At 42.4% G+C, this 16,490-nt stretch carries 25 protein-coding genes and 1 tRNA gene; 5 read left to right on the top strand and 21 right to left on the bottom strand.

What is annotated here, in order from left to right; translation table 11 throughout:
* From LC1Nh_RS04895 to LC1Nh_RS04885, 3 genes are read right to left on the bottom strand one after another with little or no spacing between them, the layout of a single operon-like run.
* Positions 1-765, bottom strand: a complete 765-nt coding sequence (locus LC1Nh_RS04895; RefSeq protein ID WP_153550591.1) for a serine protein kinase RIO — start codon at positions 763-765, stop codon at positions 1-3.
* A 55-nt stretch (positions 766-820) separates the two neighbouring features.
* Positions 821-1,138 (bottom strand): S1 domain-containing protein, encoded by a 318-nt coding sequence (locus LC1Nh_RS04890; RefSeq protein ID WP_153550590.1) that lies wholly within the window; start codon positions 1,136-1,138, stop codon positions 821-823.
* A gap of 44 nt (positions 1,139-1,182) precedes the next feature.
* Positions 1,183-1,860, bottom strand: coding sequence for a 60S ribosomal export protein NMD3 (locus tag LC1Nh_RS04885; protein ID WP_217907023.1), 678 nt, complete (start codon positions 1,858-1,860; stop codon positions 1,183-1,185).
* 135 nt (positions 1,861-1,995) lie between these two features.
* Here LC1Nh_RS04885 and LC1Nh_RS04880 point away from each other — a divergent pair, with 135 nt between their 5' ends.
* Complete coding sequence (locus LC1Nh_RS04880; protein WP_153550588.1) at positions 1,996-2,205, top strand: hypothetical protein; 210 nt, start codon at positions 1,996-1,998, stop codon at positions 2,203-2,205.
* Here the strand turns inward: LC1Nh_RS04880 and LC1Nh_RS04875 are convergent.
* Both LC1Nh_RS04875 and LC1Nh_RS04870 read right to left on the bottom strand, forming a co-directional pair.
* On the bottom strand, positions 2,202-2,534 hold the full coding sequence (locus tag LC1Nh_RS04875) for a DUF192 domain-containing protein (protein ID WP_153550587.1): 333 nt from the start codon (positions 2,532-2,534) through the stop codon (positions 2,202-2,204). The genes LC1Nh_RS04880 and LC1Nh_RS04875 overlap by 4 nt on opposite strands.
* Positions 2,531-3,232: a hypothetical protein gene (locus tag LC1Nh_RS04870; protein ID WP_153550586.1), complete on the bottom strand. Its 702-nt coding sequence runs from the start codon at positions 3,230-3,232 to the stop codon at positions 2,531-2,533. The genes LC1Nh_RS04875 and LC1Nh_RS04870 overlap by 4 nt, the downstream gene beginning before the upstream one ends.
* A gap of 53 nt (positions 3,233-3,285) precedes the next feature.
* Here LC1Nh_RS04870 and msrB point away from each other — a divergent pair, with 53 nt between their 5' ends.
* Positions 3,286-3,657: a peptide-methionine (R)-S-oxide reductase MsrB gene (gene msrB, locus LC1Nh_RS04865; RefSeq protein WP_153550585.1), complete on the top strand. Its 372-nt coding sequence runs from the start codon at positions 3,286-3,288 to the stop codon at positions 3,655-3,657.
* On the opposite strand, the gene LC1Nh_RS04860 is transcribed toward msrB, so the two are convergent.
* Positions 3,648-3,860: a hypothetical protein gene (locus LC1Nh_RS04860; RefSeq protein ID WP_153550584.1), complete on the bottom strand. Its 213-nt coding sequence runs from the start codon at positions 3,858-3,860 to the stop codon at positions 3,648-3,650. The genes msrB and LC1Nh_RS04860 overlap by 10 nt on opposite strands.
* Positions 3,861-3,902: 42 nt before the next feature.
* Positions 3,903-4,159, bottom strand: a tRNA-Arg gene (locus LC1Nh_RS04855).
* A 196-nt stretch (positions 4,160-4,355) separates the two neighbouring features.
* Here LC1Nh_RS04855 and LC1Nh_RS04850 point away from each other — a divergent pair.
* Positions 4,356-4,610 (top strand): elongation factor 1-beta, encoded by a 255-nt coding sequence (locus tag LC1Nh_RS04850; protein ID WP_153550583.1) that lies wholly within the window; start codon positions 4,356-4,358, stop codon positions 4,608-4,610.
* Between the two features lie 16 nt (positions 4,611-4,626).
* Here LC1Nh_RS04850 and LC1Nh_RS06190 read toward each other — a convergent pair whose 3' ends face one another.
* Complete coding sequence (locus tag LC1Nh_RS06190) at positions 4,627-4,758, bottom strand: hypothetical protein (RefSeq protein ID WP_256727632.1); 132 nt, start codon at positions 4,756-4,758, stop codon at positions 4,627-4,629.
* Positions 4,759-4,796: 38 nt separating this feature from the next.
* On the opposite strand from LC1Nh_RS06190, the gene fen reads away from it, so the two are divergent.
* Positions 4,797-5,819, top strand: coding sequence for a flap endonuclease-1 (gene fen, locus LC1Nh_RS04845; protein WP_153550582.1), 1,023 nt, complete (start codon positions 4,797-4,799; stop codon positions 5,817-5,819).
* 12 nt (positions 5,820-5,831) lie between these two features.
* Here fen and LC1Nh_RS04840 read toward each other — a convergent pair whose 3' ends face one another.
* Positions 5,832-7,322 (bottom strand): coiled-coil domain-containing protein, encoded by a 1,491-nt coding sequence (locus LC1Nh_RS04840; RefSeq protein WP_153550581.1) that lies wholly within the window; start codon positions 7,320-7,322, stop codon positions 5,832-5,834.
* A 66-nt stretch (positions 7,323-7,388) separates the two neighbouring features.
* Positions 7,389-8,459 (bottom strand): putative sodium/potassium/calcium exchanger, encoded by a 1,071-nt coding sequence (locus LC1Nh_RS04835; RefSeq protein ID WP_153550580.1) that lies wholly within the window; start codon positions 8,457-8,459, stop codon positions 7,389-7,391.
* A gap of 15 nt (positions 8,460-8,474) precedes the next feature.
* On the opposite strand from LC1Nh_RS04835, the gene gpmI reads away from it, so the two are divergent.
* Positions 8,475-9,920 carry a 2,3-bisphosphoglycerate-independent phosphoglycerate mutase gene (gpmI, locus tag LC1Nh_RS04830; RefSeq protein WP_153550579.1) on the top strand — a complete coding sequence of 482 codons (1,446 nt, stop codon included), beginning with the start codon at positions 8,475-8,477 and terminating at the stop codon, positions 9,918-9,920.
* Here gpmI and LC1Nh_RS04825 read toward each other — a convergent pair.
* The 11 genes from LC1Nh_RS04825 to LC1Nh_RS04775 form a co-directional block, all read right to left on the bottom strand.
* Entirely contained in the window at positions 9,917-10,282 is a 366-nt protein-coding gene (locus tag LC1Nh_RS04825) for a hypothetical protein (protein WP_153550578.1), read from the bottom strand. The two genes, gpmI and LC1Nh_RS04825, sit on opposite strands and share 4 nt — an antisense overlap.
* A gap of 6 nt (positions 10,283-10,288) precedes the next feature.
* On the bottom strand, positions 10,289-10,567 hold the full coding sequence (locus LC1Nh_RS04820) for a hypothetical protein (protein ID WP_153550577.1): 279 nt from the start codon (positions 10,565-10,567) through the stop codon (positions 10,289-10,291).
* Positions 10,568-10,647: 80 nt separating this feature from the next.
* Positions 10,648-10,926 carry a DNA-binding protein Alba gene (albA, locus tag LC1Nh_RS04815; protein ID WP_153550576.1) on the bottom strand — a complete coding sequence of 93 codons (279 nt, stop codon included), beginning with the start codon at positions 10,924-10,926 and terminating at the stop codon, positions 10,648-10,650.
* Positions 10,927-10,979: 53 nt separating this feature from the next.
* A complete protein-coding gene (locus LC1Nh_RS04810; RefSeq protein ID WP_153550575.1) occupies positions 10,980-11,978 on the bottom strand; it encodes a hypothetical protein in 999 nt (332 codons plus the stop codon).
* Positions 11,971-12,369: a hypothetical protein gene (locus tag LC1Nh_RS04805; RefSeq protein WP_153550574.1), complete on the bottom strand. Its 399-nt coding sequence runs from the start codon at positions 12,367-12,369 to the stop codon at positions 11,971-11,973. The genes LC1Nh_RS04810 and LC1Nh_RS04805 overlap by 8 nt, the downstream gene beginning before the upstream one ends.
* The gene (locus LC1Nh_RS04800; RefSeq protein ID WP_153550573.1) at positions 12,366-12,737 is read right to left on the bottom strand and encodes a hypothetical protein; all 372 of its coding nucleotides are present in this window, start codon (positions 12,735-12,737) and stop codon (positions 12,366-12,368) included. The genes LC1Nh_RS04805 and LC1Nh_RS04800 overlap by 4 nt, the downstream gene beginning before the upstream one ends.
* Positions 12,719-13,153 carry a hypothetical protein gene (locus tag LC1Nh_RS04795; RefSeq protein ID WP_153550572.1) on the bottom strand — a complete coding sequence of 145 codons (435 nt, stop codon included), beginning with the start codon at positions 13,151-13,153 and terminating at the stop codon, positions 12,719-12,721. Before LC1Nh_RS04795 ends, LC1Nh_RS04800 begins: the two co-directional genes overlap by 19 nt.
* A 22-nt stretch (positions 13,154-13,175) precedes the next feature.
* Positions 13,176-13,535: a hypothetical protein gene (locus tag LC1Nh_RS04790; RefSeq protein WP_217907022.1), complete on the bottom strand. Its 360-nt coding sequence runs from the start codon at positions 13,533-13,535 to the stop codon at positions 13,176-13,178.
* 32 nt (positions 13,536-13,567) lie between these two features.
* Positions 13,568-13,783, bottom strand: coding sequence for a hypothetical protein (locus LC1Nh_RS04785; protein WP_153550570.1), 216 nt, complete (start codon positions 13,781-13,783; stop codon positions 13,568-13,570).
* Between the two features lie 376 nt (positions 13,784-14,159).
* Positions 14,160-16,271, bottom strand: a complete 2,112-nt coding sequence (locus LC1Nh_RS04780) for a hypothetical protein (protein ID WP_153550569.1) — start codon at positions 16,269-16,271, stop codon at positions 14,160-14,162.
* Positions 16,272-16,278: 7 nt separating this feature from the next.
* Complete coding sequence (locus tag LC1Nh_RS04775; protein ID WP_153550568.1) at positions 16,279-16,470, bottom strand: hypothetical protein; 192 nt, start codon at positions 16,468-16,470, stop codon at positions 16,279-16,281.
* Positions 16,471-16,490: the final 20 nt, after the last annotated feature.

Genomic DNA, 16,490 nt, shown 5'->3' with positions numbered 1-16,490 from the left:
TCAACCCTCTAAAACACTTTCAAAAGACTTCTCGACATCGATATCTCCGCCCTGTTTCCGGAAAAAATTAGCTACATTCTCGATATCACGCCTCAAAAAATTCTCTGCCTCAGGATGAGATGTATGAAGACCCTGAGCAAAATCGATGAAATATAGCTCGCCCTCAGAATCAAGTAAAATATTGTACTCGGATAGATCGCCGTGAACCAGCTTTTCCTCCTGCCATAGCCTACGAATATCATCTAATACTCGCTTGAAGCCGGCTTCTGGGTTATCTATCTCCACATCCTTCAACTTAGGATAAGGGGAAAAGTCTTCACCAATAAAGCTCATGACAAGAATGTTCTCATTAAAAGCTATCGGATTGGGACACTCTAACACCTTTGAAGCCTTCTTCAGGTTCTTAAACTCCTTCTTACACCATTCTTTAATGACTGATTTGCGGTCTTTCTTGACTCCTCTAAACCGCTTATCTCCTCTTAGATACTGGTACATGTCACGGAATCCGCCGGCTTGGTTCATGTAGATCTTAACGATCAATCTTTCGCCTTTTGGGCTATCTGCCAAGAAAACTACAGATTCTTTCCCTGCTTCAATCGTGCCGTACATCTTCTGGATAACATCTCTATCCTTCAACTTCAGCAAGGCCATGGAGGTATCGTGATCGAAGACATTCTCGAAACTTTTCTTAGCCTCAGAACTGTCGAACATTCGACGGCTCTCTTCCTTCCATCTTTCTTGGAAGTCTCGGTTTGAATCTTTCATGTAGTAAATTAAGTATATGAGAAATTTAACTCTGGAGAAAATTGGAAGAATGAATCTATAGGAATTCGCTGATTTCGTCCAGGTAGTCTCTGTCTTCCAGCCATTCTGTCTGTGCTTGGCTGTAGCTTTCGACGATGTCGCCTTTTTCGTCTCCTTGTATGTCCCATGGTTCGATTAGTACGACTGAGTCTCTTTTGACCCATAGGCCTCTTTTCTTGGAGCCGGGGATTCGGCAGATTCTTTTGTTGCCGTCTGTACAGTATACTCTATACTTGCCGCCACCTTCTTTCCTTAGTACGATTCCTAGTACTTGTTCTCCACGCGGTGTTTTTACACGGCCTATATCTTGTTCTCCATCATCTTGATCTGCCATAAAAGAAAATTCTTCGAGAAAGTTTTTAAACTTCTGACAGTTTTCTACTCTATTCTTACAGAAACCACATTCCTGTATACTTCTTCCCCATTTTCCTCTCCGACCAGTTCATAGCTTCTCTGGATGTCTGGTTCGAACCTATCGCGCAACATTCCAAGAATCTTCTTGTTCATGCCTTCTGTAGATAGGTAATAGTCATAGCCGCCGTCTGTTTTTTCTACATTCGATAAAAAGTCTTTCCTGTTCTCATTGGTTATCTCAGCTGCTTTGTCAACTATTGCCTCTGAAACAGGTTTCAAGTCCTCTCCTCTCAACTGTATCTTGGCTTTGAAGAAGCCTCCGTTGAATCGGGCACAGTCACCGCATTGAACTTCCTCAAACTCCAGCTTGGTATCTTGGAAGCTTTCAATCTCGCCTTTGAATGCGTGAACTCTGACGAAGAACTGTTCCTCTTCCTCCCAGAACTGCAGCTCCATCTCTACATCGTCCTCGGCGAAATCAGAGAAGGTCAAGCCGATCTGTTCCTGCATGGTGTACTCTTCGACCCATTCGCCGTGGTATTTCATCCTTCCGCAGACGCTGCATACTTTGATATCTACTTCGTCTGGGATCTCAAGTAGATTGTTCTTTTCGGGGAAACACTCGGCGCAGAGCTGCTTTTTATCTCCGTACAGTTTATCGGTTTCTTTGCCACAGCGTGGGCAGAATTTTGACAAGTTCATATCCAGTTTTTTGAACCCAAAAGATTTGAACATGTGATCTTCTGTCTAAATAAGTTTATTCTGAGGCGAGCCAGTTCTTCTTGAATGTCTGGTCGAAGTTCGCGGTTAAACCTAGAGAGTTATGACTCTGTCTCTGTGGAGGTCTTTTACCCGGAAAAGATCTCACCAACTCTAAGAGATAGTTTAGAACAAGAATTAGAGGAGAGGTACTGGGAAAAGTATACTTCTAGATTAGCTGCTGCCGAAACACAGCCAATAATGACTATAGAGTATCAAGAAGAAGCAAACACATTAATCGGGGAAGAAATAACTGCGGAAAATATTGATGAAATTTTATCTGGCTAAAACTCCAACTCTTCGCCCTCCTCGATATCCAACTCTTCAAAGCTCTCCAGAAGATACCTGTAATTTTCATCAGGTCGGTGAAGAAGTCTTCTGGGCAGTTTGTACCATGGCTCAGCATTCTCAGCATGTATAACTTCTTTCTCAGAGTTCATGAAGTACAGGTAAAGTGAGTCTCGCATCAGCATCATATCTATGGCTGCTGAAGTATCTCGACGAAACTTGAACAACATTTTTCCTTTCGTCCGGAATGAAAGACCTAGAGCTCTTTTCAGGATATTGTCTGCTACTTCAGCAGTCACTGTTTTGTCCTCTGTCTGTATTTCGATCATTTTTTCTTCTCACCTAGGTAGTAATTAGGTGAAATCACTAGTAGATAGGTGCCTACTACTGAAGAAGCTATCCGACCTAGTAAGAAGACGGTGAAGCCTATATCTCTTAGATAACCTGTTACTGCGGATGAAGCAGCTAAAACTGTCAGCGAAAACAGCGTGAGAGCTACTACCTCTGATCTGTTTCTGTTTGATGTTGAAATCCCGTCTTGAAGGCTTTTCAGGAATCCTCTGTTTTCGACTATGCTGATAGGGACAAAGTACAGTCCGAAGCTAATTGCCAACAGCATAACTAGGCTTATCGCTCCTCCTACTCCTAGATACAGCATGTTGCCTGTGAGCTGCGTTAACATCAATCCTATAGATAGAGGTAGGCTGTTCAGAAATGCCAGGAAGCCGGTGAAAACAGTCAATCCTATTACAGGTTTCCAAAGTGTCAAGGCATCATCCAATCCTTTCCTCAATAATTCTTCGTCATCGTTCTTGACCATTGATGAAACCATTACAGGTGTGAAACCACCTATAACTGCCACTAAGGGGAAAAAAGCCAGAAACTGGATTGTTGTTATCGCTCCTGCAACCCATCCGATTAAGAGAGCACTACTTGCAAAAGAAGATAATAGCCTCGGAACGAAAAGCTGAGGCCTTTCAAACAGCATCTCAAAACTATTGTTCAAGACTTCCAGAATATTCTTCATAACTCGTTATTTGAACTTCAGATTTAAACAGTTCTAGACATATCTTACTGGATATGGAAGATGAAAACTTGAAACAGAAACTATCGGATCTGGAGTACAAAGTCCTGAGGGAGAAAGGCACGGAACCTCCTGGAAGCGGTGAACACCTAGAAACAAACGGAGAGGGAGTGTTCAAGTGTAAGGCTTGTGGAACCAAGCTCTTCGAGTCAGAGGACAAGTTTGAATCAGATAAATGGCCTAGCTTCAAAGACGCAGTCCAAGGAAACATAGAACTAAAAGAAGACAAAAGACATGGACTGAACAGGGTTGAAGTACTCTGCAAGAACTGCGGCAGCCACCTAGGACATGTATTCGATGACGGACCGGAACCAACAGGCAAAAGATACTGTATTAACTCGGTCTGCCTAGACTTCGATCAGGAATGATGTTTCATATGCTCTTCCAATAACTTTTCCTGAACAATCTTATCTGGTAGAGGCTTCTCCAGTATACTTTCTATTTTTCTGATCTCTTCATCCGGCAAGGTCTCCGCTTCCTCACCCTCAATGCTCCTACCTGTCATAAAACTGTCGAAGCTCTCTAACTCAGAGTCCAAAGCCTTCCCAATCCTCAACCAGTTCCCTGGCATATAATGCCATACAAAGTTGGACGAAAATAATACTACGGGTAGCGCCCTCGCTGGGATTTGAACCCAGGATCTGCACCTATTTGCAACTTAGTCTGGTGCGGTCCAAACTTAAGGTCACTAACCGCTCCATTTCTCGCTACGCTTCGAAATCCAACTTATTGGAAGCCATTCAGGGAATGGCTTGTTGCGTTGGCATATTCGAAACTTCAAAAGTTTCTGCATAAGCAGAAGCTCTCTGAGCTTCGAGTAGCGTAACATGCATCCGCAAGGTGCCGTCTTTCCAGCTAGACCACGAGGGCTTTGTTATTTAGCAGGTCTTTGTAGTTTTAAAAGTGAATTCGATTAATAGGTTTTTGAGTAGGTGAAAAACTCTTTATGGATATCAAGCAGACTTTGAAGAATCTTAGAAAAAAGCTTCCATTCTAGTGGAAGCTCTCCGGATAGGTTATAACTTTTTCCAGCTCTTTTCTTTTCCATAAAAGGTGAATAAATACAATGGGAAAAATTTCTTGTGTTTACAAAGTAATGCCAGAAGACTCTGAAACAGACCTAGAACAAATCAAAGACCAGATCCGAGAAATCCTAGATGTAGAAGACCTAGGAGAAGAAGAAGTCGCATTCGGCCTCAAAGCAGTCAAAGTCTCCTGCATCACAACAGACGAAGAAGGAGGAACAGACGCAGTCGAAGAAAAACTAGAAGAACTGGAAAATGTTCAGAGCTACGAACTAGAACACTTCAACAAAATGTAGCACATCTTTTCTTCTCCTATATTTTTTGTTCTACGCCGTCACAAACCTTGCAACCGTACTCTAGTTTGTGTTCATCGCATATCATTGAGCCACAGACTTCGCATTTGGTCACAGCTTTCTTTTCCTGGCAGTAGTCGCACAGTGCCATGTGATGTTGTTTAAGTCTCAGGATGGTTAACCTTTTGCATGGGAGTAGACCTGGGAGAACTAGTGGAGCCGGAGGAAATCAGTTTCGCCGACCTAAATGATAAAGTTATCGCGGTTGATGCGATGAATACTATGTACCAGTTTCTGTCGATTATCCGGCAGAGAGACGGCACTCCACTGAAGGATTCCGATGGAAATACTACATCACACCTCTCAGGGCTTTTCTACCGCTCAATAAACTTGCTTGAGAAGAACATCCGCCCTGTATATGTTTTTGACGGTAAGCCCCCACAATTGAAGGCCAAGGAAGCTAAGGAAAGAAGGAAGAAACGGGAAGAGGCCCGTGAAGAATGGGAAAAATTGAAGGAGGAAGGAAAGATTTCTGAAGCTTACTCCAAGGCCACTCAGTCTTCCAAATTGACTGGTGATATGATTGAAGAGGCGCAGAAACTTTTGGATGCAATGGGTTTGCCGTATATCGTGGCTGAGAGTGAGGGTGAGGCTCAGGCTGCTTACATGGTGCAGAAGGGTAGTGTATATGCTGTTGGTAGTCAGGACTGGGACTGTCTTTTGTTTGGTGCTGATGTGATGGTGCGGAATCTCACTTCCCGGAAGACCCGGAAGACTTCTGGTGGAGGCAGGAAAGAGGTCTCAACGGAGAAGATTGATCTAGAATCAGTCTTGGATCAGCTGGATATTTCTCATGAAAAACTTCAGTGGCTTGGCATCTTAGTCGGAACGGATTTCAATCCTGATGGAATTTACGGTATAGGTCCTAAGACTGCCCTAGAATTGGTCAAACAATATGACAGCTTTGATGACTTGATGGAGGATGACAAGGTTGAGTGGGAATCGGATAATGATCCTGATAAAATCCTCGATTTTTTCCAGAATCCTCCTGTAGAAGACACAGATTTTGAGTTTGAAAGCCCTGATAAAGAAGAGATCCGGAATGTGTTGATCGAACAACATGATTTCTCAGAGAAAAGAGTGAATTCGGGCTTGGAGAAACTGGATACGGCTTTGGAGAGTCGGCAGTCTGGTCTTGACAGCTTCACATAGAGAGAAGAGAATCTAGTTTGAGAACTCCATGTCTCTTGTTTCCCGAAGTTCTTGGAGGATTAGTTTCATCATCTCTCCTAGTTCTTCGTAGCCTTCTCTGATGTCTTTTATTTCTTCTTCCTGCCGGTCTAGTTCATCTACTACGGTTTCCAGGTCGTCTTCTGTTACTTCTGATTCTTGATTCTTTATGGAGTCTTCTAGTTCTCTGATCCTTTGTCTTACCTGTGTGAACTCTTTTTTCTCGTTTCTCTGGGCGTTCGCAAGTATCTTCTCCAGGTTCTTGTTTAATTCTTTGATTATATCAGTGTTTTGGACTCCTTGTTGCTTTTCATGTTCTTGACTGCTCTTTAGTTCTTTGTATTCGTCCTGGCTTAACAGTTTGAGTTCTGCTAGGTCGTCGAAGTCGTTGAATATCCATTTGAAGTCGGAAATCATTCCTTTGAGCTGTTCGACTTCTTTCTGCAGTTCTGAGACATCCATATCTTCCTGGTTCTCTCTTACTTTGTCCAAGCGGCTTTCAAGGTTCTCTACTTTGATCATCAGGTCTTCGAAGCCTCTTTCTTCTACCTCTGCTAGTCTAGCCTCTACTTCTTCAAATTCTTCTAGGTCTGCTTTGCTGTCGATTAAAGCCGCTAATTCATCCAGCTGCTCTTCTAACTGGCTTGTATCCACATCATCTAACTCTTCGACTTCTTCTCTGAGGTCAGATACTTCATCTTCAAGTTCTTCGACTCTTTCGCTGTAGTCTTCAGAACTTGATTCCTCTATCTGAACTTCCAGTTCTTCTATCTTGTCTTCGACTTCTTCGATACTCTCTGAATCTGCTGCATTTTCTACTTTTTCCTCAATTTCATCTATCTCGGTTTCTAAGTCGTCGGTGGAGGTTTCTTCTAGTCTGTTTTCTAATTCTGCTATTTGTTCTTCCAGTTCTTCGATTCTTTCGTCTTCTTCCTCTTCGATGCTGTCTCTGAGGTCGTCTAGTTCTTCCTGTATATCGTCTTGAGAACTGTTTTCTATCCTTTCTTCTAGTTCTTCTATCTGGCCTATTTTCTCGTCGTATTCTTCTTTCAGGTTGTTAATCAGGTCTGTTTTTTCCGCTATCCTGTCTTTCAGTTCTTCTATGTCTGAACTGTTGTCTAAATCATCTATTTGTTCTTCGAGGTCTGAGAGCTTGTTTCTAAGCTGTTCTACATCTGCCTCGCTATCTTCTTCTTTTACTTCTTCTATGTCGTATTCAAGTTCTTCGACTTTTTCCCTTAGCTCTGATACATCTTCTGAGCTCTGTTCTTCTATTTCTTCTTCCTGAGAGTTCTCTTCTGAACCTGAGGTATCTTCGTCTTTTTCGGTGTTTTCTGGCTGATCTATGTCTTCCTGTGTTTCAGTCTCTGTCTCTGTTTCTTGTTGATTATCTTCACTGCTTTCTGATTCGAATAGTGTTTCCTGTTCGTTTTCTTCTTCCTCTTCCGAGTCGTCATCTCCGCCGAATATAACTTCCTCAGCCATTTTACCTCTACAAAGAAAAATATTGTCAAAAAGTTAAAAGCCTTTATCGAACCAGAAGTAACAACATCAACTATGCTGGTTCTTGATAAGTTCCGTCAAACGCTTAACATCACTCATCAAATCAGTCATATTGTTCTTTAATTCGCCAACATCACCTTCTAACTCGGAAATCCGCTCATTGCTGCCGTCTTCCTCGACTTTGACGGTCTCTTTAGGGAGTTCCGTCTCTCTGGCAGCTTCCTCAACCTGAGATTCAACTCTATCAAGCCTATTGCTCAACCTATCTATTTCTCCCTGAATCTCTGAAACCTTCTCTCCACTTTTTTCCTCTATCTTATTATCTATCCTTGTATCTATCTCATTTGAAAAGTCTTCGAGATCGCTTTCCAACTCTTCAACTCTATCCTTGAACTCCTGACCGGGAGTTATACTCTCAACTTTCTCCTCTAATTTCTGAACTCTCTGCTGAGCTGCCTTCTCATGAATACTTTCGTTCTGCAGATCTAACTCTACTTTCTCGACACGAGACTCTAACTCATCGATTCTAGTAGTTTCATGAGTCTCAGCTTGGGCTAGTTGATTCTCTAGCTCTGAAACAGTCTTATTCAAATCTTTCTGAGATTCCTTCTCTTCGAAGTTATCTGAGCTCTCGTTCTCATCTGTGGTTTCCGAAATGTCTTCGTCAAAACCGTTTAACTCCTCCTGTTCTTCAGAATCATCTTCAAAATCTTCAAACTTATTTTCGGGTTCAGAGCTGTCTTTCTCCTCGTCTTCAAATACTTCTTTGTTTTCAAATACTTCTTCACTGTCTGAAAGGTCCGACGTCTCAGGTATATCGTCCAGAACAGAATCCTGGTCAGGTTTGTCTTCGCCCGAATCTTCATCAAAGTCTGCAACATCTTTAATCTGCTTTATCTCATCTTCAAGAGAATCCACATCGGTATCCTGGTCCTCAATTAGGTCTCCATCCTCTATATCTGGCTCTGGTGCTTCAAATTCTTTTTCAGTATTATTTTCTTCTGCATCGCTGTTCTTCTCTTTCTCTATAAGCTCCTTGGCTTCCTTGATATTCTCCTCAATCTTATCGCCGATGCCCATAAACCGTTCTTCTCGGTCGCGGTTAATAAATTCAACCACTATCTAAAACTCTGTATGGAACCGGTACTCCTAGTAGTCATGGATGGCGTCGGACTAAGAGAAGAAACCGAAGGAAACGCATTCAAACAAGCCAGCACACCCAATCTCGGGAAACTAATGGCTCGCAACGGGTTCGCCAAACTAGACGCATCCGGACCGGCAGTAGGACTTCCCGAAGGATACACAGGTAACTCAGAGGTTGGTCATCTACACCTAGGAGCAGGACGAAAGATACCGCAGAGACTCACAAGAATCAACCAGTCAATAGAAAACAACGAACTCAAAGAAAAAGAAGCGCTGAAAAACGCGCTGGAAACAGCAGAACAAGAAAATACTACAGTTCATTTAGCAGGGATAATATCAGACGGCGGAATTCACGGTCACATAGACCATCTCAAAGCATTGCTGGAAATCGCCTCAAACTACGATGTAGAAGTCAAAGTTCACTGCTTTACAGATGGAAGAGATGTAGCACCCAAATCAGCAGAAAAGTTCATATCTCAGATCGAAGAATGGACAGAAGAATACACAGGTGAAATTGCTACTTTAATGGGACGCTACTACAGCATGGACAGAGACCACAACTGGGAAAGAACACACAAAGCATACCAGGCAATGGCAGAAGCAGAAGGATTCCATTTCTCAGACCCAAGAGAAGCAGTACAGAAAACATACGATGACGGAGACTACGACTACTTTATCCAACCATCTGTCGATGAAAACTACAAAGGAATGAAAGACGACGATCAGTTAATCTTCTACAACTTCAGAGCAGATCGTGAAAGACAGATAGTAGAATCTTTGCTAAAACCTGGTTTTGGACAATTTGAGAATCCTGTAAAACCTAACTTTGTCTCCATGTTCTCATACAGGAAAGACTTCGACAATCCTGTTCTGTTTGAGAAACAGGTAGTGGAAAACACTTTAGGCGAGAAAATCGAGGAAGCAGGTCTTTCACAGCTCCGGGTAGCGGAAAGCCAGAAGAAACCGCATGTAACATACTTCTTCAATGGTCAAAGAGAGCTAGAATTCGAACATGAGGACAGAAAGTTCGTTGAAAGCGACAAGATCAAGTCCTACGATAAAAAACCGGGGATGCATGCTGAGGAAATAACAGATACAGTGATTGAAGCTATTGAAAACGAAGATTATGATTTCATCCTACTGAACTATGCAAACTGTGATCTGGTAGGTCATACAGGTGATTTGGAGGCAACTATAACTGCTGTGGAAACAGTAGATGAACAAATCGGACGGTTAGTAGACACAGTAGAAGAATCTGAATTTAATATGTTGGTTACTGCTGATCACGGGAACTGTGAGGACATGGGTTCAGAGGACTCGCCTAATACTTCACACAGTTTGAATCTGGTTCCGTTGGTGGGAGTAGGTTCTGTTGAGGTTGAGGGTCAGAGTATTGCAGATGTTCGTGGTCTTGTTGAGAGTTTTTTGTTTGACTAGCTGGGGCTCTGACACTCTCCGTTGATCATTTGTCTTGGTAGGTTGCATTCTTCTGTGTTGGTTGAGGATTGTTCTGTGTTTGAGTCTCCACAGTATCTTGCGTACCATCCGTCTTGGGAGTCTGCTGCATTGCATTTTTCCCATTTATCTTTCTGTTCGAAGTCTGTGCCGTCTCCGGCTTGTGCGTCGCAGTCTACTCTTGATTTGTACTGTGAGTATCCTAGTTCACAGCTTGCAGCATCCGTCTGGCTTCCAAGAAATCCTTTGAAGCTGTCGCTTTCGCTCGTAGCCATCCCGATGACTATGAATGCTACAATTGCTGATACCATCAGGACGACAACTGCCTCAATGCTTATGTCCATGCTTCCTCACGTATCGCTGCAGACTACTTCCTCTCCGTCGTCAGATAGTCCTTCTACGTCATCGCCATCAAAGCCGTTGCATGTGGCTGGCGCTGAGGGATTGTCGTCTGGAGGGTTGCTGCAGATCTGATTGACGTTTTGTTGGCATGCAGAAAGCTTTACTCCTTGATTCGTATCATTTATGTTGCCTGAGAATATCTGCACAAGCATTAGTCCGACCATCATTAGTACGGCGGCTGCTACAATTAGGACTAGTACCTGTGATAGACCTTTCTCCTTATTCATACCGGTTATTTTGTTTCACCGGTATAAAAAACATGTCAGTTTAAGCAAAAAGAAGAGTGAGAAAATGTGGAGTTTGGGTTTTATTGGCTTAGGTCTACTTGGATGCTTGAGACATTGATTTCGTCTCCTTCATCTGTTTCGATTTGGTCTGTGCCGATGCTGATGTCTTCTACTGTTGCTTCTTCGATGAACCGGCTTTTTACTATTTCTGCGACATCTACTGCTCGGCTGATTGCTTTTCCCCGTGCTTTTACATGTACTTGTTCGTGTCCTTCGTCGAACTGGGTTACTACTGCAAGTACATAGCTCATTGCTGGTTTAGAACCGACATATACTGTATTGTCATCTTCCTGTGGCATACTACTGTGTCACCTATCTTAGGTTTGGAGTCAATATTGATAAACTTGTTTTCTTAGTAGGTTTTTGATGCTTGGAATCTGTAGATAGGGTTTTTGTACTGGAGGTCCCCGTTTTCGTCCACATCGGTTAGCAGGTCTACTTCTTCGTTCTCAAATTTGAAGTTTCCATCTATGCCTTCGATTGTAAGGGTGGCTGATACGTCGTATGTTCTGCCTGTGGAGTAGTCTGGTTCGATGCAGCGTCCGTCTTTATCTCTGCTGTTGCATCCGTCTCTGTATCTGCAGGTTTCCTCGTCTTTGAGGGTTGTGCTGAAAGATTTATCCGCATCCTGGCTGCTATCTGCTTCAACAGGTTCTGGCGGTAGTGATGCTGCCTCTAATGCGTCTGAGTGTTTGTCAGCTAGATCTGAGTTTTCGTATTTGTTTTCAGCGTCTTCACGTGCGTCCTCTTTCTCATCATCTAGGTCTTCGGGGCAGGAGTTTCCCCCGCTATCTCCACTGTACTCTGGTTGCTTGTCCGGCAGTTTCTCAATAAAATTATCTCTTACGCTGGTTGAGTGTATCAGCATATCTATGTAGTGTGTTCTGGACTTGTCTACACGTATATTCGAAGCATCAAATGGTATCTGTACTTCAGCCGAGGAAGAAGAACAGTCAATAAACTCTTCCTCAAAAACTAGGCTGTAAACATCATTATTCAGATTTAAACTATTAATTGGAGGCTTGCCGCAGTCTTCAACTCTGTTCTGTGTTTTTACATGTGATAGAACCTCGGACTTATGCTTCTGTATCAAATTGTCTCTCCCAGTTATATCTGTTCTATCGTTATCTGTTACTTTCTTGTTTATGGAAAAATTGAGCTCTTTCCGCATTTTTTCGGGATATAGGTCTGCCTTGAGCTTGGTTTCCGACATCTTTGCTGGGTCTCCGGTGTTGTACTCTATTGTCTCCTTGAATGAGTCTGTTATCATAACTGAGCTGTAGAGCGTTCCCGAACCTATGAATACTACTGTGAATATGGGTATAATTACTGTTACTAGTCCTTTATTCATTTGCTTTTTCACCTTGTGTCATAGTTACTTCTAATGGTTCTTCTGATGGGGAGCCGATTGTTACTGTTGTCGAGCCTGCTGTATCGGTTATTCTTCCGATGTTCATCCCGTTATTTGATTTTATTTGGAATCTGAAGTCTATAGTTGACATCTCAGCTAATATGTGGGATATCTTATCCTCTTTTTCTTCTATGATGTACTGTTTTGTGGTTTCGTTAAGTAGTGCTGCAGTTGCCAAGTTTGTTTCAAACTGCTCTTTGTCGAAATCTGTTGTTGCGTAGAGCTCTGCTGATACAGACTGGTTTTGGAGGTAGTGAGTAGCCATGAGAAGGATGAAAACGAGCACGTATATGCTTAGGGCTAGTGAAACAAATCCTTTTGTTTTCTTCATTTTGCACCGCTCACCCAGAAAGCTGATAAAGTAGATTTTTTGTCTTCTGAAATTCTGATCGTGGATCCGTGTACAGGGTTGGATACTAGGGAGTTTCCGCAACTGTTTTTATCGTACTCTGCAGCTAGTTCTTTCCCTATATTTAAGCTGCAGGCGTCTTCTTTGGAGATGCTTCCAAGTTCGCCATCCTGGTTTGATATTTTAAACATTGTGGCAGATTTTAAACCTTCTCCTCGTGTCCATTGGGTTGTAACTTCTCCTAAGCCCTCAATATTATTTAACGAGAATTGGTAGTGTATTGTTACTAGGGTGAGTAGGAAAATTGTAGCTATGAGCATATGTGAAGAATCTATTGGATTAAGTTCCATTCTTCACACTCTCCTGGCGTAATTTTAGGGATAGAGTTTTTCTGTTTCATTATGCAAACTTTGTCGTCCTTCCCTGTCTCTGCAGAGAATTTTTCTGTTTCATTTATCCTGCTCTTGAAAGTTTTCTTGCCTTTAGATAGTTCAAGTTTGTCTCTCTCGTAAGCTATGTATGTTTTGTCATCTTCGCGAGTTATATTATATTCTGATGTAAACTCCATTTCTATACTTCCTTCTTTCAGTGAGCTAACCATTATAAGATTGTTTTGTATTCTGTTGGCAGGGATATCTATAGTTTCGGCTCTTATTGTTTGTTCAAGAGTGTTTATTCTGTCAATGCCTACTCCTGCTATTGTTACTGAGAGTATTGAGGAGAGTATTAGCATTGAAAGTGTAGCAATTGCACCTTTGTTCCTCATATATGTTATTCTCTTTTTTCTGTTATCTGGTGTTGAATTTAAACATCTGGTCTTGTGGTCCGGCTGTTCTTATCTCGTATCTTCCGCCGTGCCATCCTTCAACGTCTTCGGATATTTCGCAGTCTAATTCCGTGGTCTTAGGCTCATCATCTCCGCTTATTTCGAGTTGGGCTCCTGTGATATCTAAAGTAGTATCTTGTTGTCTAAAGCTTCCGGTTACACGCCTACTTCCATCCTTGTTGTCTTTGTTATGGTTGCAGACTTCGTTAATGTCGGATACTAGTTTTTGTACTGGTCCGTTAAGTTCAGATACGGAATTAAGCACGTTAGTCGATATTTCGTTGAATACTACAATGCCTGAGGATGAAATTGTTGCAAACATCAGTAATATGGTTACAATGCTGGCTAAACCCTTCATGATTGACCTCCTTGCTCCACATTTTTGTTTGATAGGTTTGGCTTTTGGATAATACTTTCTTCTCCTGTGTCGTTTACCGAATCAAGGAGACCGCTATCCCCAAGGAAGCCTTTCTCAAAAATGTCGATTCCTCCGCTATTGATGCTGTAACCTGTGGCAATGAGGCCTAGAGCAACTATGAATGCTACTGCCAATGCTACCTGTCCGTTCATAAGGATAACAGTCCGTTAACAAATCCTAAAACCTGGTTTTGCCCGAAGTTAAGCATACTTCCTAATATGGCGGCTAGCAACATGAATACGATAAAACTTAAACCCAGTTTGATCGCAATATCCATTAATACTACATTAACAACTCTTCGTTTAAATCAATAAACTATCTGTGGTCAAGGGTTCGGCACGGTGTGGGAGTTAGCAGTTTCATTAAATCCGCCTAGGACCGAGGTAAGAACGTTATCAAAACCGCTGAAATACGCGGCAACTATCATAATAGCTAGAATAAACCCGGCAACTACGAATGGTATCCTGTTGAATCCTTTTTTGGTCTGCAAGCTGATTTCGTCCGCTATTCTGTTGATGTAGTTGTTAATTATTCACACCCTGCTGGTTTAGAGTTCTTTAGGATTGCTTTTTCCATTTGTATAGGGAGTCTATAGTTATCTCCTCCTTTTTCGCCTTTGACCACTATCTTTATGTTTGTTGGATGGTCTTCGTGGAAGTTTCTGGTTGCGTCAAATGAACTTTGCACTTGTTTGCCTGCATCTACCATGGTTAGCGTCATAGTACCGCTCTCTCTTATGACAAAATTGAGTTCTGTCTCGTCGTATTCGTCCGAGATCTCAGCCTTAAGTTCTCCTCTTGAATAGATTCCTGATACTCCTTTTCTCTTCTTGTACTCCATAACTGTTTCATTATTCACTTTGAATTTCAGCTGTCCGTTTGATTCCTTGGTATTTGTGTCTGTAAATTCGCTTCCTTGGTTTAGGATGTCTATAACTCCTGTGAGAGCAAAGTTATCGTAATCTTTGACATTCCATTCTGCAGTTGCGTTCCCATCTGAACCTAGTACGCCTCCTTGGTGGTTTCCTCTCATCTTGAGGTCTCCGTTGTCCAGGAATGCATAGCTGCTCCGAGGTCTATCTCCCTTCCAGTCGTAAGAGTACTCTTCCGCCTGTAATTCGAGTATTTCTTCATCCAGCATATTCTTCCGCATTCCGGACTCCGGACACATATCTTGCTCGGCGAACAAACCGGTTCTGTAATAGTCGACTTCGCCACTGTAATCATCAAAACGGAAAGTCTGAGGTACCAAACCACAGTAATAATCTGTGCTGGTGTCGTGGATACTGGCTGTAAACTTCTTCTCTTTTGCGATGCTCTCCTCAACACTGCAGCTTACTTTCTGATGTACTTCTGACGTCGAATACACTCCGAAATTGGTGGTTGGTGCGTCAGGACCGCCTCTATCAAGACAGTTTGTAGATTCAGTGAGTTTTATCAAGGGATATACTCTATCCTCTCTTACAAAATTCTCTGAACCTGCCTCACCAGTGTTATCGTATGTTCCTGCATTGCTCTGAATGTAGCCCTCATCACCTTCACATAAGTACCATTTCGCCTGATTAAGGAAAGATCTGTACTGGTTGCCTCCTGTTTCGTACTTAAACTCTCCAGCATCTTCCACAATAATTCTTCTAGTTTCTCCTGTGTCTATTCGAACTCTTGAAGAGTAAAGGCTATCAATTCCTGGATTAGTCAGGTCCTCACCATCATGGATCTTGGTAGGGTTGTTTACCAAGTCTATCAGAACCTTATCCTGTGCTTCACATGGATAATTGCCTTCTATATAATCAAAACTGGTGTCCAAAAGTTCCAGAACTGCTTTTTTAGGGCTGGTAACGGCTTTAAGTTTTTCAACATAACCGCTTCCATCCGGGCACTCGTTGTTCATCTCTGAGTACTGGTTTAAACTCACGCCTGCTGGGATAAATGCTGAAGTTTTTTCACCAAGTAAGAAGTCCGGTATCCTTGAATCTTGGTCGTTGAGCAGGTTTCCTGATGGGTTAATTGCTTTCATTGCTATAAACTTTGAGTTTTGGTTTGTTCCAATCCGGATTTTTCCTTCGTCCTCTGTCTTATTTATTTTGAACTTTATTTTGCCGAACATTCCTTCCATGTCTCTTCCTGGCTCCTCTAAAAACTCTCTGTCAGCACCTCCTATAATATTCTTTAAGTTGGCTAAAGCTGTCCCTCCGGGCAGTGACTCAACTGCGGACTTACTGCTTTCTTCAACTAACTCACCGACTGCGTAAGCTTGTCCTCCGGCTCCTGCACATTCACCTGAAAAACCGTGTTTGAATGCAGGACTAAGTCCTTCCGAGTAGTAGGCTGTATCATTGATGTCGCTCAGTTGGTTGGCGTTGCTTTTAATATCTATATTTTCTCCTTGTCGTTCTGCATAGGCGTAACTTGTTAATATTCTGCAGTCGGTTGCTGCCAGCATGTTGAACAGTACTGTGGATTTCAGCTGGTTCTTAGAAGATATTTTGATGTCAGGGCGACCTATGTGTCCGGTTACTTGATCTAGTTTATCTGCTTGCGGGTTGAGAGTGTTTATTCTTATTGAGTTGTATGCGGATAGCGTTGTGGCTGTCACTAGGATTGTCAGTGTTATGCCGATGATGAAATGTGTGTTTACCATGGTTGTGTCAGCATGAGTTGATTGCGCCCTGTGTTGCATCTGCGACTACTGATTGAAGTATTGTGCAACCTTGCGTCGCTTCCTTTGCGTTTTGCAGCCATTCAGGTATAAAATATAAGGCAAGTGTCAGTGCAGCTATTGCTAGTATGACTTCTACGAGGAACCTAGTTCCATTAACATCGCCTTTGCGTTTTTTCATGGTATCGCTGGTGAAGAGCT

Origin of the sequence: Candidatus Nanohalobium constans (genome assembly GCF_009617975.1) — an archaeon.
Taxonomy (GTDB): domain Archaea; phylum Nanohalarchaeota; class Nanosalinia; order Nanosalinales; family Nanosalinaceae; genus Nanohalobium; species Nanohalobium constans.
This window is presented reverse-complemented; position numbering and strand designations above follow the sequence as displayed.

Excerpts from the sequence above, each read along its gene's own strand:
- msrB (WP_153550585.1), top strand. The coding sequence starts at position 3,286 with ATGGAAGATGAAAACTTGAAACAGAAACTATCGGATCTGGAGTACAAA.
- LC1Nh_RS04895 (WP_153550591.1), bottom strand. The coding sequence starts at position 765 with ATGAAAGATTCAAACCGAGACTTCCAAGAAAGATGGAAGGAAGAGAGC.
- LC1Nh_RS04840 (WP_153550581.1), bottom strand. The coding sequence starts at position 7,322 with ATGGCTGAGGAAGTTATATTCGGCGGAGATGACGACTCGGAAGAGGAA.
- LC1Nh_RS04875 (WP_153550587.1), bottom strand. The coding sequence starts at position 2,534 with ATGATCGAAATACAGACAGAGGACAAAACAGTGACTGCTGAAGTAGCA.
- LC1Nh_RS04785 (WP_153550570.1), bottom strand. The coding sequence starts at position 13,783 with ATGAACGGACAGGTAGCATTGGCAGTAGCATTCATAGTTGCTCTAGGC.
- LC1Nh_RS04780 (WP_153550569.1), bottom strand. The coding sequence starts at position 16,271 with ATGGTAAACACACATTTCATCATCGGCATAACACTGACAATCCTAGTG.
- LC1Nh_RS04805 (WP_153550574.1), bottom strand. The coding sequence starts at position 12,369 with ATGAAGAAAACAAAAGGATTTGTTTCACTAGCCCTAAGCATATACGTG.
- LC1Nh_RS04795 (WP_153550572.1), bottom strand. The coding sequence starts at position 13,153 with ATGAGGAACAAAGGTGCAATTGCTACACTTTCAATGCTAATACTCTCC.
- gpmI (WP_153550579.1), top strand. The coding sequence starts at position 8,475 with ATGGAACCGGTACTCCTAGTAGTCATGGATGGCGTCGGACTAAGAGAA.
- LC1Nh_RS04775 (WP_153550568.1), bottom strand. The coding sequence starts at position 16,470 with ATGAAAAAACGCAAAGGCGATGTTAATGGAACTAGGTTCCTCGTAGAA.
- LC1Nh_RS04810 (WP_153550575.1), bottom strand. The coding sequence starts at position 11,978 with ATGAATAAAGGACTAGTAACAGTAATTATACCCATATTCACAGTAGTA.
- LC1Nh_RS04860 (WP_153550584.1), bottom strand. The coding sequence starts at position 3,860 with ATGCCAGGGAACTGGTTGAGGATTGGGAAGGCTTTGGACTCTGAGTTA.
- LC1Nh_RS04825 (WP_153550578.1), bottom strand. The coding sequence starts at position 10,282 with ATGGACATAAGCATTGAGGCAGTTGTCGTCCTGATGGTATCAGCAATT.
- LC1Nh_RS04820 (WP_153550577.1), bottom strand. The coding sequence starts at position 10,567 with ATGAATAAGGAGAAAGGTCTATCACAGGTACTAGTCCTAATTGTAGCA.
- LC1Nh_RS06190 (WP_256727632.1), bottom strand. The coding sequence starts at position 4,758 with ATGGCACTGTGCGACTACTGCCAGGAAAAGAAAGCTGTGACCAAATGC.
- LC1Nh_RS04800 (WP_153550573.1), bottom strand. The coding sequence starts at position 12,737 with ATGGAACTTAATCCAATAGATTCTTCACATATGCTCATAGCTACAATT.
- albA (WP_153550576.1), bottom strand. The coding sequence starts at position 10,926 with ATGCCACAGGAAGATGACAATACAGTATATGTCGGTTCTAAACCAGCA.
- LC1Nh_RS04890 (WP_153550590.1), bottom strand. The coding sequence starts at position 1,138 with ATGGCAGATCAAGATGATGGAGAACAAGATATAGGCCGTGTAAAAACA.
- LC1Nh_RS04790 (WP_217907022.1), bottom strand. The coding sequence starts at position 13,535 with ATGTTTGCAACAATTTCATCCTCAGGCATTGTAGTATTCAACGAAATA.
- LC1Nh_RS04870 (WP_153550586.1), bottom strand. The coding sequence starts at position 3,232 with ATGAAGAATATTCTGGAAGTCTTGAACAATAGTTTTGAGATGCTGTTT.
- fen (WP_153550582.1), top strand. The coding sequence starts at position 4,797 with ATGGGAGTAGACCTGGGAGAACTAGTGGAGCCGGAGGAAATCAGTTTC.
- LC1Nh_RS04850 (WP_153550583.1), top strand. The coding sequence starts at position 4,356 with ATGGGAAAAATTTCTTGTGTTTACAAAGTAATGCCAGAAGACTCTGAA.
- LC1Nh_RS04885 (WP_217907023.1), bottom strand. The coding sequence starts at position 1,860 with ATGAACTTGTCAAAATTCTGCCCACGCTGTGGCAAAGAAACCGATAAA.